Origin of the sequence: Arthrobacter sp. PAMC25284, assembly GCF_019443425.1 — a bacterium.
Classification (GTDB): Bacteria; Actinomycetota; Actinomycetes; order Actinomycetales; family Micrococcaceae; genus Arthrobacter; species Arthrobacter oryzae_A.
In genome coordinates this window covers 2,067,228-2,081,828 of record NZ_CP080382.1, presented here as the reverse complement: position 1 = coordinate 2,081,828, position 14,601 = coordinate 2,067,228, and the positions used below count along the sequence as shown (strand labels likewise).

The window sequence follows — 14,601 nt, the reverse complement described above, 5'->3', positions numbered from 1 at the left end:
AGTGGGGCCTTTGTTACTTGCTAGTTCGCATTGTTACGTTGCACACTTCAATTGTGAACAAGAACTCAACAGCTTCTGCAGCCGCAGCTTACCGGTCCAGCGCACCCGCTGCTTCCGGAATGCGCTGTTGTCGAATGTACGCCTGACTCTTACACCCAAAGAGTTCCCAGGCATTAGCCCCAGCCCAGCGTCGGGCGCCCACCCCAATTCATTGCGGGGAAATTAAGCATTCGAGCCGCGATGACGGCCATTCACATTGAGGTAAGCAATCCATGTCAGTTGCATCCGGATACGTCCACATCTCCGTCCGTAACGCCGGTAAGACCGGTCAGTCTTCCGCGATCCGCCAGGGATTCGGCAACGGCTCGGCCTTCGCACCGGCCGGGTTCCCCGCCCCGGGTGCCGCGGCTCAGGGCTACAATCCGGACTCCTACGGCCAGCTGCGCGCCGTACCGCCTGCGCCCTTCACTGCGCCCACCCCCGTGGTAACTCCGGGCACCGGCGGGCCTGTCCGTCCGGTGGCGGCCGACAACGTCGCCCGCGGCTTCGTCCTGTACATGGGCATTGACGAGGAAACCGCTGCAGCCGCGGGTACCTCCATTGCGAAACTGGCCCAGGAAATCCGGGCCTACGCCCAGTCCCTGGTCGCCGGTGCGGAGAGCTATGCGGCTGTTGCCGTCGCGCCGGCCGACGCCCCCGGATCCGCTCTCGACGTCGTCCGGTCCACTTTCGGCGATCCGACCGCCGCGGCCCGGCAGCGGGCAGAAACCGCCCGACTCCAGCAGCCGCAGGAACCGCGCCCCTCGGGCGTGCTGATCGACCTTGCCCGCCGCGAAGTCCACCTCGACGGCGAATCGCTGAACCTGACGTTTAAGGAGTTCGAACTACTGAACTACCTCGTCGAGAACGGCACGCGCACCGTTGGCCGCGACGAACTGCTCGAAGGCCTGTGGCGCAACGCCGAAGAGGTCCCCAACGAGCGCACCATCGACGTGCACATCCGCCGCCTGCGCTCCAAGCTCGGCCGCCTCGCCAACACAGTCCGCACCGTCCGCGGCCAGGGCTACCGCTTCTACGAGCACCCCGAGGTCGTCGTTTGGGCCGCTCCGGAATACTCGATCTAACCTGAGCCGCCTGCCGTGACGCACGGCGCGCCCGAAAGCGTCCGGCCCCGTCTCGGGGCGGACGCTTTCGCGTTTGCCGCCCCGGCCGGCGGCACCGCACTAGGATGGATCCATGAGTGCGCATCACATCAAACGCCTGGTGATCATGCGGCACGCCAAGGCCGACTGGCCCGGCGGGGTCGCAGACCATGACCGGCCACTTGAAGAGCGCGGCCACCGTGACGCACCGTTTGCCGGCCGCTGGCTGCTCAAGCACGGTCTGGCCCCGGATTTCATTCTTTGCTCCAGCGCGTTGCGCACCAGGCAGACCTGCACCTGGGTCTGCTACGAGCTGGGGGACAAGGCCCCGACGCCGAAGCTTGAGGGCGGGCTCTATGGCGCCTCGGGATTGCGGATGCTGTCCGTGGTCAACCAGGTCCCGGACACCGTCACTACTCTTATGCTGATTTCACACATGCCGGGAGTCCAGGATCTCGCCATGCACCTGGCTTCCCGCGATTCCAACCACGATGCCTACATGGACGCGGCCACCAGATACCCCACCAGTGCCCTAACCATCCTGGAGACGGAGAAGCCGTGGGCGGAGCTGGACGGTCAGGATGCCCGGCTGACGAAGTTCAAGGTCCCCAGAGCCAGCTAGTAGACCTTTGCCAGGCCCTGCGGCCGCCGTCGAAATACTAGTCGCTGCGCACTCTGTTTCTGCCGTGGTTTCTGCGGTTTACTGGTGCCGTTGACGTGCGGGATTTGCCCCGGATCGTTCCGGCCCTTCAGGTATTCGACTCTCATCAGAGGTGGTTCATCGTGGATGCAGCCCAGGTCATTGGTTTAATCGTCGGCGTCGTCGTCGTACTGGCGATTGCCGCAGTAGCAGTCCTCCTCAGCCGGAAACGCAGGGTCGCCGCCGACCGGACCAAGGCAGCAGAAATGCGGGAAAAAGCGGAGGCGGACGAATTCTCCGCCCGTGAGCGCGAGGCCAAAGCCGCACGGGCGGAGGCAGATGCACAGCAGGCGGAGGTGGAGGCGGAGCGGCTGCGCCGGGAAGCCCGGGGACGCCAGGAGGAAGCCGACAGCGTCCGTGCCGGCGCGCAGGAACAGCTGCGGAAAGCCGATGAGGTCGATCCGGATTTTGTCGCCGGGGAACGGGACGACGCCGTTGCCCAGCAGACGCAGGAGCGGGAGTCCGCGGCCGGTTCCGGAGAGGAGCCGCGGCGCCAGACGGACGCTGGGCGCGGGCATGCTGCCGGCGTCCCGTCCGATCCGGGTAATTTGAGCGGCCCCCGAACCGAAGAGGACCGGCCCCGGAATCTCTGAGCGATACCTTTCCACGCCGCGCGGGCATACGCGCGGGCGAAAGCCGGCACGCACGACCGGCAGCCCAAACCGGTATAAACCGCGGCGTCAGCGGCGGGGGGCGGTCCTGGCTGGCTGGCGGGTCGCCGGTTTGGCCGCTGGTTTCGCCGCAGAGGTGCCTTTGGCGGTGGCCGGGCGCTTCGCCGGCGTCGCGGAAATCGACCTTGACCCGGCGCTGCGGGCGGACGGGGCATTGGCGGCGCCAAGCCCCGCGGAGGTGCGCGAAGATGATCGCGGAGCGGCTGGTCTTCCCGCGGCCCGCGCCGACGAACCGCGCGCCAGTCCCCGGGCGGCACCCCTTGCGGCAGTGGCCGGACGGCGGCGCGGGGCGGTACCGGGGGAGCGGGATCCCCGGGTCCTGCCCGGCAGGACGGCCCCGGCGAACAGCAGGAGCAGCGTGAGCGCGCCGGAGACGGCCGCGAGATAGAAGTACAAGTCCGGGTGTGCGGAGTCCACGGGAGTGGACAGGGCCTCGGGGTCGGACGTGAAGGCGAGGCCCCACTGCCGCAGGAACGCTATCCCGAAGGCGATGAAGAGGATGCTGCCAACCCCGCTGGCGGCCAGCGTCCGGTTCCGGCCGCGATGCACGATCACCGCGACGCACGTGACGTACGCGACGGCGGAGGCGGCGATGAACCAGAGCAACACGGTCCCGTTCAGGGTGATACCGGTCAGCACCAGCAATGCCAAGGCAGCCAGAATTGCTCCGATGGCAGTCTTGCCGCTGTTACCCATGTGCCGCATGTGAACTATCATGCCCGAGACGGGTGCTGGTTCACCACGTAGCCGCGCATGGACGTCATGATTGCGGCGACACTTTGCTCCCGGGTCCGTTCCGGGTTGTAGGTCTGGCGGTCCAGCCCGACCACGAAGCAGGCTCCGAAAATGGCGGTTTCGAGGCTGCCGCGGGAAACGGCAGGGTCCACCGGGTACACCACGGCCACGGCGTCGATGGTGGCACCGACCACCGCGAGCAGCCGGCCGCGGAGTTCGGTGAAAGTCTCTTGCCATTCGCTTGGCGTGCGCCAGTTTTCGCTGACCCACAGCCGCGCGAAGGACGGGTATTCGTCCATGAAGTCCATGGCCCGGCCGATCATCTCTTCCATGGTGGTAAGCGGGTCCTGGTCATCATTCCGGGCGCTCAGCAGCCGTGCCTCGAGAATGTCCACGCCGTGGCGCAGCAGTTGTGCGATCAGATCCGACTTGCTGCCGAAGTTGTAGTACACGGTGCCTTTTGACACTCCGGCCGCGGCGGCAATCTCGTCCACGGTCACGCCCGCTGCACCGCGTTCGCCGATCAGCTCCATGGACGCGTCAAAGAGCTTCTGCCGCGTGGCATTGGTGCGTCCAGGACGGAGCTTCTTGCCGGGAGTTCCGTCGGCATCGGCTGCGGCGGGAAGGTTTGCGCTGTTGCTGGTGGTCATATGGCGATCTCCGGTTTCAGCGACTTGGGGGTCCAGGACTTGCTCCTGTGGGCGGCAACGGTGGCCATGGCCAGCCCCAGCACAGTGTAACCAACAAGGCCCGTCAGGATGGGGGCGATCGTGGACAGTTCGGCACCGTAAATCAGGTGCCGCATCCCGCTCACCACATGCCCCATGGGCAGGAGCTGGTGGACCACATGCAGGGGCTCGGGGGTGGTCTGCCACGGGAACGTTCCGCCGGAGGAGACCAGCTGCAGCACTAGAAGGATGAGCACCACGAGTTTGCCGGGGGAGCCCAACAGTGCCACCACGCCCTGGATGAGCGCGCTGAAAGCCATAGCCGCGGCCAGCATCAGGATCCACATCAATATGGGGTGGACGGGATCCAGCCCCAGCCCGATGTTCACAACGAGGGTGAGCAGGCTTGCCTGGACGGCCGCGACAGCAAGGAACGGGAGCCAGCCTCCGACGGCGATCTTCCACGCCGGGGCGTTGGACGCCAGGGCCCGGAGGGTGAACGGACGCATCGCCTGGACGAGCATAAAAATGCCGATCCACAGGGCCAGGGTGAGGAAGAACGGTGCCAGGCCGGCGCCGTAGGAACCGGCTTTGGCCTGGGAGACGTTGTTGACCGCCACCGGATCGGCCATCACCCGGGACAGGCTGTCCTTCTGGGTATCGTCCGGGTTGGGGATCTCGCCCGCGCCGGTGTTGAGTTCGCCGGCCAGGGTGCCGGCACCCTCGGCCGCCGTCGCTGATCCGTCCTGCAGCCGGGCCGCGCCGTCGTCGAGTTTCTGCGCGCCCTCCGACAGTCTTCCGGCACCGGCGACGGCTTCCTGCTCGCCGGCGGCAATCGCGGCGGCGCCGGCCTTGAGCTGGGCCGCGCCGGTCGAAGCCTGCGCGACGGCGTCGGTGAGTGCGGGTGCCGCCGCCGCCAGTTTGGTGGCCCCGCCGCTGACGGCCGCAGCGCCGGCGGCCAGGTGCTGGACCCGGTCCGCGTCGGCTTCAAACCGTGCGGCGGCGTCTGCGGCGCCCTGCGGTGCGGGAACCGCGTCGAAGCCTGCCAGGACCTCGTCCGCCTGCGCCTGGCTGATGACACCGTCCTGCACGAGCCGGGTGTTGGAGGCCACAAGCCTGGTCCGCTGGCCGTGGGCCGCGGCGGCAAGCTGTCCCGGGATGCCCTGCACCGCCGAATTCAGGGCTGCAGTCCCTGCGGCCACTTCCGTGGCGCCCTCGGCCAGCCGCTGGCTGTCCGCCGGGAGGGTGGCCGTCTTCTCGTGGAGCCGGCTGAGGCCGTCCGTGAGCTGGCCTGCGCCGGCCTCGAGCGAAGTCGCGCCGTCGCGGAGTTTTACCTGGCCGCTGTAGATTTCGGCGGTGCCGTTGCGGAGTTCGCCGGTTCCGTGGTGCAGCGTCACTGCGCCGTCGTGGAGACCAGCGACGCCGTCGGCGAGCTTGCCCGCGCCGTCCGAGGCTTTAACAATTTGTGAGTGAATAGTGCCAAAACCGGTCAGCAGTGCGTTGGCCGTTTCGGCGCCTACTTCCTTGGCCACGGTGGCGTGCACGGCGGTCGTGAGCCGGTCGACGATGGTGCCGAGGAGGTAGTTATTGGCGTCATTGGTGGTGACGTTCAGCATGGCCTGGTTGGCGGCGTCGAAACTGCCGGGCGAGACCAGATTGGCGGAGAAATCGCTGGGAATCTTCAGGGCGAAGGCGTAAGTGCCGTTGCTGACGCCCTGGTCCGCCTCGGCGGTGCCGGCGACGTATTTCCAGTTGAACGAGTGGCTGTCCACGAGGTTGTTGGCAACTTTGTGCCCCGCGTCCAGCCTGGTGCCGTCCGCGGACACGGCGCCGGTGTCCTCCACCACGAGGGCCGCGTCGATCTGGTCCAGGTTGCCGTACGGATCCCAGTTCGCGTAGAGGTAGACGGCCCCGTACAGCAGCGGAACCATGGCCAGGGCGAGGATGGTGAGTTTGGGCATCAGCCCGCCGGTCATGCGTTTGAGTTCGGACCCGGCCAGGCGCAACGCGCTCACTGGACGGCCCCGCTGACGGCCGGCAGCCCGGCGTCGGTTTCGGCGGCCGCGTCGGCGTCGGCTTTGGTAGTGGCGTTTCCGATGACGGCGGCCGGGCCCGTCCAGCCCGGCGGGAGGCTGGTCACGGTGGCGACAACGGCCAGTGGCCGGCCGGCGTCGTGCGCCAGGGCGTCGAGCATGGGCAGCCAGTCCGCCCAATCGCCGCTGTGCCGGTCGGGTGAGTCGACCACCAGAAGGTCCGTGCCAGGATGCGCGAGCGCGAGGGCCGTGAGCAGCTCCAGCCGCCGGTCGGGCTGCAGTTGCTCCATCCAGAGACCGGCTATGTCTTCGAAGCGGTTGACCTTGAGCCACGGGCCGCTCAGTAGTGCGCCGCGGTAGCGGCGGGGGACCAGGGCGAGGTCTTCCGTAACGGCGTCGCGGACGCTCAGGTGCTGTTCGGGGTCGTTAATGCCCGGGGCGTCGACGATCGCACTGGCTTTGCGCAGCCGTTTGATTCCCGCCTTGGCGTCCCACGATATGGTGCCGGCGGAGGCCTGCATCCGTCCACTCAAGGCCAGGGCCATGGTGGTTCGCTGGTCCTGGCGTGAGCCGGTAACGAGCAGCAGCTCGCCGCGGGAGACGGTGAGGGACGTGGGCGGAAGCAGGGCTTCCCGCCGGCCTTTGACGGAGAGCTGTTGCACGGAGAGCACGATGCGCCTTTCACAGAAACAATGTCTGCATCCATGCTAACTAGACTGACCGGTCAGTTCAAATAAAGTGGAGGGAGTGTGAGTAAACGGACGGGCCCCGGACCGGCAGCCTGCCGGTCCGGGGCCCATGAACCCGCGGAAATTACAGTCCGTACTTCTCCAGGAGCCGCAGCCACACCTCGCTGATGGTCGGGTAGGAGGGTACCGCGTGCCAGAGCCGGTCCAGCGGGACCTCCCCAACAATGGCAATGGTGGCCGCGTGCAGCAGCTCGGCAACATCCGGACCGGCGAAGGTGGCGCCGAGGATGACCTTCCGGTCTTCGTCGATGACCAGCTGGGCCCAGCCTTCGTAGTTGTCGGCATGCAGGGCGGACCCGGCGACCTGGATGGGCAGCTCGACCGAGGAAACGGTGTAGCCGTCCTCCTTGGCCCTTGCCACGGTCCGGCCGACGCTGGTCAGCTCCGGATCGCTGAACACGACGCTGGGAACAGCGTGTTCATCGGCCGTCTGGGCAAACCGGCTCCACGGCGCCGCAGTGCCGTTGGCTTCACCCTTGGCCCGGGCGGCAATGACATCGCCGGTGATCCGGGCCTGGTACTTGCCCTGGTGGGTCAGCATGGCGCGTCCGGCCGCGTCGCCGGTGGCGTACAGCCATGCGCCGCCGTCCGCGGTGGCCCCGGCTGCGCTGGTGCCGTCCGCGCCGCCGTTGCCGTCCGCCGTGGCCCCGGCTGCGTCGTTGCCGTCCGCACCCCTGACGAGGCCGGTGGAATCCGTGGTGAGCTTGAGCCGCCCGCCGTCGTCCGCGGTAATCCCCACGCTCTCCAGACCGAGCCCTTCCAGGGCCGGATGCCGGCCCGTGGACACCAGGAGCTTGTCTGCCGTGACGGAGGTGCCGCCGTCCATCGTCAGGGTGATGGACCCGTCGTCGTTCTGGTGCACGCTCTTGGTGGCCGTGTGCAGGAGCAGTTCGACGCCGTCGGCGCGCAGTCCGGCCGCCACGAGGTCAGATGCCTCCGTTGGGAAGGCCCCCAGGATGCCGCCGCGGGCCACGAGGGTGACGTTGGCACCGAGCCGAGCATGCGCCTGCGCGAGTTCGACGCCGGCGACGCCGGCGCCGAGCACGGCAAGCCGGGCCGGGATCTCCTGGGTGGATGTTGCTTCCCGGGTGGTCCAATAGTCCACGTCCGCGAGCCCGTCGATCGGCGGGATAGTGGGGCTGGACCCGGTGGCGATGACGACGGCGTGCCGCGCGGACAGCCGGTAACTGTTGCCGTCGAGACCGGCAACCTCCACCTGGCGCGGGGCCGTGATCCAGCCGTGGCCGCGAATCAGCTCGATCCCGGTGTTCTCCACCCACTTGACCTGGCCGTCGTCCTGCCAGTTCGAGGTGAAGGAGTCCCGGCGCTTCAGGACGGCCGCGACATCCAGGGTGCGGGTGACGGCTTGTTCGGCCCCCGGCACGGATTGGGCGCCGTGCAGGGCGGTGCCCGGCCGCAGCAGCGCCTTGGACGGCATGCAGGCCCAGTAGGAGCATTCGCCGCCGACTAGTTCCGCCTCAATCAGTACTGCCGTCAGCCCGCCCTGGACTGCGCGGTCCGCCACGTTCTCGCCGACGGCGCCTGCACCGATCACAATGACATCAAATTCGCGTTCAAGTGTTTCCGTCATGGCATTTACAGTACTCCCGGGGTCCAGCGGCAATTCCGGATTCTGGGACAGAGTGTGCGGAGGGGAGGTTCGCTTAAAACAAAAAATCCGCACCGGGCATCCGGTGCGGATTTCTTTTCTGTGCGCCCAAAGGGATTCGAACCCCTGACCTTCTGTTCCGTAGACAGACGCTCTATCCAGCTGAGCTATGGGCGCATTCTCGGCTCTAGGGGAACTTCTCGTTCCCCGAACCTCGAATTACTTTACGCGAGGACCGCCTGAGTTACAAATCGAAACAGGTGTAATGTAGGTGACTAGACCGGTCTACGTGACCTTAGTCACAGATGTGCTTTATGCGGGGCGCCCGATTCCTTGTAAAGACGGGGTTTTTGTCGCTCGGAAACCGAATAGACCCACGTCCGGGCCCGAAACCGGCTCATCTGCGACACCTAGCATTTAGCTCACACCACCTAACCCGACGAAGGGAAGCGTAATGGGAGATCTGACACGACCGCCGCTGCTTGAGACTGCACCCACCACCCATACCGGTCTGCTGGCCTGGGTTACAGAGGTCGCCGAACTGACCCAGCCGGACCGGATCTACTGGGTGGACGGCTCCCAAGAAGAGAACACCAGGCTTACGGACGAGCTCGTAGAGGCGGGAACGCTGACCCGGCTCAACGAGGACACCTTCCCCGGATCATTCGCGGCGTTCTCGGATCCCGCGGATGTGGCCCGGGTCGAGGAGCAAACCTTTATATGCTCCGAGAAGGAACGCGACGCGGGCTTCACGAACAACTGGATGGACCCGGCGGCCATGAAAGAAAAGCTGCGCGGTCTCTTTGCCGGCTCGATGCGCGGCCGCACCATGTACGTCATCCCGTTCGTGATGGGCCACCTCGACGCCGAGGATCCCAAGTTCGGCGTCGAGATCACCGACAGCGCCTACGTTGTCGCGTCGATGCGCATCATGGCCACGATCGGTACCGAAGTGCTGGACCGCATTACCGCCACGGACGCCTTCTATGTCCCGGCCCTGCACTCCCTGGGTGCCCCGCTGACCCCCGGCCAGGCCGACGTCGCCTGGCCGTGCAACCCGGACAAATGGATTGTGCACTTCCCCGAAGAGCGCTCCATTTGGTCCTTCGGCTCCGGTTATGGCGGCAACGCCCTCCTGGGCAAGAAGTGCTACGCGCTGCGGATCGCCTCCGTGATGGCCCGCGACGAGGGCTGGCTCGCCGAGCACATGCTCATCCTCAAGCTGACCTCCCCGGAACAGAAGAACTACTACATCGCCGCAGCCTTCCCCTCGGCCTGCGGCAAGACCAACCTCGCTCTGCTCGACCCGACCATCGAGGGGTGGAAAGTCGAAACCCTCGGCGATGACATCACCTGGATGCGGATCGGCAAGGAGGGCGAAATCCGTGCCACCAACCCCGAGGCGGGCCTGTTCGGCGTCGCTCCCGGGACCGGCTGGAGCACCAACCCCAACGCGATGCGCGCCATCGAAAAGGGCCACAGCATCTTCACTAACGTGGCACTGACCGACGACGGCGGTGTGTGGTGGGAAGGCATGACCGATGAGATTCCCGCGCACCTGACCGACTGGCAGGGAAACTCCTGGACCCCTGAATCGGATAAGCCGGCCGCGCACCCGAACTCCCGCTTCTGCACCCCGATCTCCCAGATCGATATGCTCGCCGAGGAATACTTCAACCCCGACGGTGTCGAGGTCTCCGCGATCCTGTTCGGCGGCCGCCGCAAGACGACCATCCCGCTGGTGACCGAGTCCCGCAGCTGGTCCAACGGCATCTTCATGGGCTCCACGCTGTCCTCCGAAACGACGGCGGCGGCTGCAGGCCAGGTGGGTGTGGTCCGGCGCGACCCCATGGCGATGCTGCCGTTCATCGGCTACGACGCCGGTGACTACCTGAACCACTGGGTAAACCTGTCCGCCAAGGCCAACCCGGCGCGCCTGCCCAAGATCTTCCTGGTCAACTGGTTCCGCCGCACGGCAGACGGCGGCTTCGCCTGGCCCGGCTTCGGCGACAATGCACGCGTCCTCAAATGGGCCATCGAGCGCCTCGAAGGCAAGGCCGCCGCCATCGATACCCCGATCGGCTACGTGCCGACCGGCGATTCGATGGATCTGAGCGGCCTGGACCTGACCCCGGCCGATGTGGAGGCAGCTGTCCATGTCGACCCCGCCGAGTGGGCTACGGAACTCGCTTCCATCGAGGAATGGTACGCCCGCTTTGGCGATTCGCTGCCGGATGCCCTGCGCTCCGAGCTCGAAGGCCTGAAGGCGCGCCTCGGCTAGGTCTCACGGCCTCCCTCGCTTCGGTCCGCTCAGCCAGGGAACTCCCTGCGGCGGAGGCCCCTTTAGTACGACGGCGGCCCCGCACCTTATCTCAAGGTGCGGGGCCGCCGTCGTATGCGCTGTCGCCCGGGTGGGGCGCCCAGCGGGCAGATCAGGGCGAATAGAGACCGCGCACCCGCCCTGATCTGCCCGTTGCCGGGGTGGGGAGACTAGCTGGCGAGCCAGATGTCCGGGCCGAAGACCTCGTAGTGGATCTTCGTGGCCGGGATGCCGGCGTTGATGGCTTCGTTGCGGATGTTCTTCATAAACGGCAACGGACCGCAGAGGTACAGGGAGGCATTCGCCGGCAGGTCAACCTCGCGCAGGGACATGAAGCCTTCCTTCGCGCCGGCCTCCGGCTGCTCAAGCCAGAGCTGGAGACCGGCACCCGGAAGGCGTTCGACGTCGTCCGTCATCTGCCCGCGCAGCGCCCAGCTGTCCAGGCTGCCTTCGGCGTGCAGAACCAGGACCTGGCGGTCCGAGCCGGCCTCGGCGAGGGAGCGAAGGATGGACGCCGTGGGGGTGCAGCCAATGCCTGCCGAGGCCAGGACGACAGGTCCGTCACCGTCCTTGAGCGTGATCTCGCCGTAGGGGTTCGAAATTTCGATGACGTCGCCGACCTCAACGCTGTTGTGCAGTACCGGGGAGACTTCGCCGCCGTCGTCGAGCTTGGTTGTGAAGCTGCGTTGGATGCCCGCGGTGCCGGACAGTGAGTACTGCCGGACCTGGTGCAGGCCGTCCGGGACCTGGACTTTGACGCTGACGTACTGGCCGGGGAGGGCGGGCGTGACGGGAGTGTCATCCGCCGGTTCCAGGGTAAAGGTCATGGAGCCGGTACCCGCTGGGGCCGCGGCGGCGATCCTCCACGGAGCCCACATCCTGCCGTTTGCCTGCGCGGCATACAGCCCTTTCTCGAGCTTGATCAGGGCGTCCGCCATGAGCCAGTAGACCTCGGTCCAGGCCTCGGCGATTTCCGGGGTGATGACGCCTGCCAAGTCGTCGGCGATCGCAGCGAAGAGGTGTTCGTAGACCACCTTGTACTGCGGTTCGGTGATGCCCAGGGAGGCGTGTCGGTGTGCGATGCGGGACAATACGGTCTCCGGCAGGGTGCCGGGGTTGCTCACCAGGTGGCTGGCGAAGGCGGCGATGCTTCCTGCCAAGGCCTGTTGCTGGTTGCCGGAGCGCTGGTTCGAGCGGCTGAACAGTCCATCCATCAGTTCCGGGTGGGCGTCGAAGAGCCGGGCGTAGAACTTGGGGGTGATCTCACCAATCCGGGAACCGACCAGCGGGAGGGTGGCCTCGATGACGGGGAAGGACTTGTCCGAGAGCATGCTGACTCCTGAAGTAGTGGTCCGGCGTCTTCAGCCGGGCCGTGGCGAAAATACATGTATATGAAATGCAAGTATTTATACTTCAGTTCTACAGGGCGTAGAAAGCAGCCACAAATCGGGGGGATTCCCGGGCGCGCCGGATGGTGGCATCCAGGCGGGGACCGGGCGGGATCAAAGCCCGGGGCGCAGCCCGATTGCCGCAAAGACAGGGGTCATTTGCCCGGTGGTGGGCAGCGAGGCGACGACGATGCCATCCAGCTCGCGGTAGAAGGCTTCGCGGGCCCGGGACAGTGCGGCCCGCAGTTGGCATTCATTGATGAGCGGGCAGGGGCCGTCGGCGGCGACGCAGTCGGCCAGATCCTGCCGCGGATCCAGTTGCCGCAGGAGTTGGCCGACGGTGGCAGACCTGCCGGCATTGCTCAGCCTGGCACCGCCGTTGCGGCCGCGCTCGACGTCGATCATGCCCAGCTCACGCAGTTTGGCCATGGCCTTGCTGACGTGGTTGTACGGCGTGCGAATCGCGTCGGCGATGGCACTGGTGGTCAGAAGTCCGCCAGCGGGCGCCGCCGCGAGCACCATCATGGCGCGCAGGCTGACGTCCGCGAAGGCATTGATCTTCATAACTTCAGCTTAAGCCGGTCTAGTCCACCCAGACAGTGGCCTCGTTGGTATCGGCGGCGAGCTGGCCGAATTCCAGCACCCGCGTGGCGGTACTGGGTGCATACGGAAGGACGGCGGCAAAGAGTGTCCCGTCCTGGTGCTCGGCGGCCACATGAATGGCGTCCGAGTCCTCTTCCAACAGCGTGATGTCGCACACGACGGCGGCGGCCCGGAACTCGTCCCGGTGCTGCCGGAGCAGCTCGTTGAGGTCGCTGATCATGGCGTCGGCATCGAAGTCACCTTCCGTGCCGTCTGCCGCATCGGCGGGCGTCACGGCAACCAGCCGGACTTCGCCGTCGTTTTCTACAACCAGCGCGAACGGCAGAAACCCGCCGTTGCGTTCCAGTTGCTCCTGCGCGGCTCCGACGCCGGTGCCGAGCAGGTTCTCCAGATCAGTAGCACTCGCGTCCGGCACGGATGCGCGCCACGAGTCCTGCTGTTCGGCGGTGTCCTCCACGGCGCTAGCCCCGGACCAGCGCGAGGACACGGTCGCGGACGCGCTCCATCGTGGTGGCGTCGGTGGCCTCCACGTTGAGGCGGAGGAACGGCTCCGTGTTGGAGGGGCGCAAGTTGAACCAGTAGCTTCCGTCCGCTGCGGTGAAGGTGCTGCCGTCGAGATGGTCCACGTGCACGTCCTCACCGTCGAAGTCGGCCCGGACCCGGTCCACGGCAGCGGCCTTGTCTTCGATTTCGGAGTTGATCTCGCCGGAAGACCGGTAGGGCTCGTACTCGCGGCCCAACTCGGACAGCGGACCGTCCTGCTCGCCGAGCGCGGCCAGGACATGCATGGCGGCCAGCATGCCGGTATCCGCGTTCCAGAAGTCACGGAAGTAGAAGTGGGCGGAGTGCTCGCCGCCGAAGACGGCCCCCTCTTCTGCCATCTGGGCCTTGATGAACGAGTGGCCCACCCGGGTGCGGACGGCACGGCCGCCGTCACGCTCGATCAGTTCGGGGACGGCCCGTGAAGTCAGCAGGTTGTGGATGATCGTGGGGGTTTCCTCGCCGAGGGCCCGGGCGCGGGTGATTTCGCGCCGCGCCACCATGGCGGTGATGGCCGATGGGGAGACCGGATCGCCGTGTTCGTCGATGACGAAGCAACGGTCCGCGTCGCCGTCAAACGCCAGGCCGATGTCCGCCCCGTGTTCGACGACGGCGGCCTGCAGGTCGCGCAGGTTCTCCGGCTCCAGCGGGTTGGCCGGGTGGTTCGGGAAGGAGCCGTCAAGCTCGAAGTACAGCGGAACAATGTCGAGCGGCAACTTGGGGAGTATGGCATCGCCGAGCACCGCGGGCGTAGTGAGGCCGGACATGCCGTTGCCGGCATCAACAACTACTTTCAGCGGCCGCGAACCACGGAGATCCACGAGGCTGCGCAGATACTTTGCGTAGCCCTTGAGGACGTCCTGCACGCCGATGAGGCCACGGGTTCCGGCGGCGGGGATGGACCCGGTATTCAAGTACTCCTCGGCACGGGCCTGGATGTCCAGGAGCCCGGTCTCTGAGGAGATTGGGACGGCGCCGGCCTTGGCCATCTTGATGCCGTTGTATTCGGCCGGGTTGTGGCTGGCGGTGAACACCGCGCCGGCCGCGTCCAGGGCGCCAGATGCGTAGTACAGCTCGTCGGTGGAGATCAGATCCAGCAGCTGGACATTGGCGCCCCGGGTTGCGGCGCCGTTGGCGAAGGCCTTGGCGAACTCCGGCGAGGAGGGGCGCATGTCGCCGCCAACCAGGACGGTCTGTCCGGCCAGTTCCATCACGTCGACGAAGGCCGCACCGACGGCTTCGACGATCTCCGCGGTGATCGTGCTGCCCACAATCCCGCGCACGTCGTAGGCCTTGAAGGAAGCCGAGAGGTCAAAGGTCTTTGTCTGATCCGTAGTCACGGGACTTATCTTACGGTGCGGCCCCGACACCGGAAGGGACTTGCGCGGTCAGAATTGTGCGGGCCGGAGCCCGGACCTATCCACATAGCAGGGTCCGGCTGGG

General features: G+C 66.6%; 13 protein-coding genes and 1 tRNA gene. 4 read left to right on the top strand and 10 right to left on the bottom strand.

Features of this window, described 5'->3' with window-relative positions:
• Positions 1-272 precede the first annotated feature (272 nt).
• The 3 genes from KY499_RS09605 (at position 273) to KY499_RS09595 (ending at position 2,435) form a co-directional block, all read left to right on the top strand.
• The gene (locus KY499_RS09605; protein WP_219885291.1) at positions 273-1,124 is read left to right on the top strand and encodes a winged helix-turn-helix domain-containing protein; all 852 of its coding nucleotides are present in this window, start codon (positions 273-275) and stop codon (positions 1,122-1,124) included.
• Between the two features lie 112 nt (positions 1,125-1,236).
• Entirely contained in the window at positions 1,237-1,764 is a 528-nt protein-coding gene (locus KY499_RS09600) for a histidine phosphatase family protein (protein ID WP_219885290.1), read from the top strand.
• Positions 1,765-1,925: 161 nt separating this feature from the next.
• Positions 1,926-2,435 carry a hypothetical protein gene (locus tag KY499_RS09595; protein ID WP_219885289.1) on the top strand — a complete coding sequence of 170 codons (510 nt, stop codon included), beginning with the start codon at positions 1,926-1,928 and terminating at the stop codon, positions 2,433-2,435.
• An 87-nt stretch (positions 2,436-2,522) separates the two neighbouring features.
• On the opposite strand, the gene KY499_RS09590 is transcribed toward KY499_RS09595, so the two are convergent.
• From KY499_RS09590 to KY499_RS09565, 6 genes are all read right to left on the bottom strand, one after another.
• The gene (locus KY499_RS09590; protein ID WP_219885288.1) at positions 2,523-3,209 is read right to left on the bottom strand and encodes a hypothetical protein; all 687 of its coding nucleotides are present in this window, start codon (positions 3,207-3,209) and stop codon (positions 2,523-2,525) included.
• Positions 3,210-3,226: 17 nt separating this feature from the next.
• Positions 3,227-3,898, bottom strand: coding sequence for a TetR/AcrR family transcriptional regulator (locus KY499_RS09585; RefSeq protein WP_123256793.1), 672 nt, complete (start codon positions 3,896-3,898; stop codon positions 3,227-3,229).
• Entirely contained in the window at positions 3,895-5,931 is a 2,037-nt protein-coding gene (locus KY499_RS09580; protein ID WP_123256794.1) for a YhgE/Pip family protein, read from the bottom strand. The genes KY499_RS09585 and KY499_RS09580 overlap by 4 nt, the downstream gene beginning before the upstream one ends.
• Positions 5,928-6,620: an ABC transporter ATP-binding protein gene (locus tag KY499_RS09575; protein WP_258190690.1), complete on the bottom strand. Its 693-nt coding sequence runs from the start codon at positions 6,618-6,620 to the stop codon at positions 5,928-5,930. The genes KY499_RS09580 and KY499_RS09575 overlap by 4 nt, the downstream gene beginning before the upstream one ends.
• Positions 6,621-6,762: 142 nt before the next feature.
• Positions 6,763-8,289, bottom strand: coding sequence for an NAD(P)/FAD-dependent oxidoreductase (locus KY499_RS09570; protein ID WP_123256795.1), 1,527 nt, complete (start codon positions 8,287-8,289; stop codon positions 6,763-6,765).
• 121 nt (positions 8,290-8,410) lie between these two features.
• Positions 8,411-8,484, bottom strand: a tRNA-Arg gene (locus KY499_RS09565).
• A gap of 277 nt (positions 8,485-8,761) precedes the next feature.
• Here KY499_RS09565 and KY499_RS09560 point away from each other — a divergent pair.
• Entirely contained in the window at positions 8,762-10,588 is a 1,827-nt protein-coding gene (locus KY499_RS09560; protein ID WP_219885287.1) for a phosphoenolpyruvate carboxykinase (GTP), read from the top strand.
• A gap of 209 nt (positions 10,589-10,797) precedes the next feature.
• Here the strand turns inward: KY499_RS09560 and KY499_RS09555 are convergent, their stop codons facing one another.
• From KY499_RS09555 to KY499_RS09540, 4 genes are all read right to left on the bottom strand, one after another.
• On the bottom strand, positions 10,798-11,958 hold the full coding sequence (locus KY499_RS09555; protein ID WP_123256797.1) for a globin domain-containing protein: 1,161 nt from the start codon (positions 11,956-11,958) through the stop codon (positions 10,798-10,800).
• Between the two features lie 171 nt (positions 11,959-12,129).
• A complete protein-coding gene (locus KY499_RS09550) occupies positions 12,130-12,579 on the bottom strand; it encodes an Rrf2 family transcriptional regulator (RefSeq protein WP_123256798.1) in 450 nt (149 codons plus the stop codon).
• Between the two features lie 19 nt (positions 12,580-12,598).
• On the bottom strand, positions 12,599-13,105 hold the full coding sequence (locus tag KY499_RS09545; protein ID WP_258190689.1) for a hypothetical protein: 507 nt from the start codon (positions 13,103-13,105) through the stop codon (positions 12,599-12,601).
• Positions 13,080-14,498: a phosphomannomutase/phosphoglucomutase gene (locus tag KY499_RS09540; protein ID WP_219885286.1), complete on the bottom strand. Its 1,419-nt coding sequence runs from the start codon at positions 14,496-14,498 to the stop codon at positions 13,080-13,082. Before KY499_RS09540 ends, KY499_RS09545 begins: the two co-directional genes overlap by 26 nt.
• Positions 14,499-14,601 lie beyond the last annotated feature (103 nt).

Coding starts and splice junctions, on each gene's coding strand:
- KY499_RS09560 (WP_219885287.1), top strand. CDS start 8,762: ATGGGAGATCTGACACGACCGCCGCTGCTTGAGACTGCACCCACCACC.
- KY499_RS09600 (WP_219885290.1), top strand. CDS start 1,237: ATGAGTGCGCATCACATCAAACGCCTGGTGATCATGCGGCACGCCAAG.
- KY499_RS09570 (WP_123256795.1), bottom strand. CDS start 8,289: ATGACGGAAACACTTGAACGCGAATTTGATGTCATTGTGATCGGTGCA.
- KY499_RS09555 (WP_123256797.1), bottom strand. CDS start 11,958: ATGCTCTCGGACAAGTCCTTCCCCGTCATCGAGGCCACCCTCCCGCTG.
- KY499_RS09590 (WP_219885288.1), bottom strand. CDS start 3,209: ATGGGTAACAGCGGCAAGACTGCCATCGGAGCAATTCTGGCTGCCTTG.
- KY499_RS09605 (WP_219885291.1), top strand. CDS start 273: ATGTCAGTTGCATCCGGATACGTCCACATCTCCGTCCGTAACGCCGGT.
- KY499_RS09585 (WP_123256793.1), bottom strand. CDS start 3,898: ATGACCACCAGCAACAGCGCAAACCTTCCCGCCGCAGCCGATGCCGAC.
- KY499_RS09550 (WP_123256798.1), bottom strand. CDS start 12,579: ATGAAGATCAATGCCTTCGCGGACGTCAGCCTGCGCGCCATGATGGTG.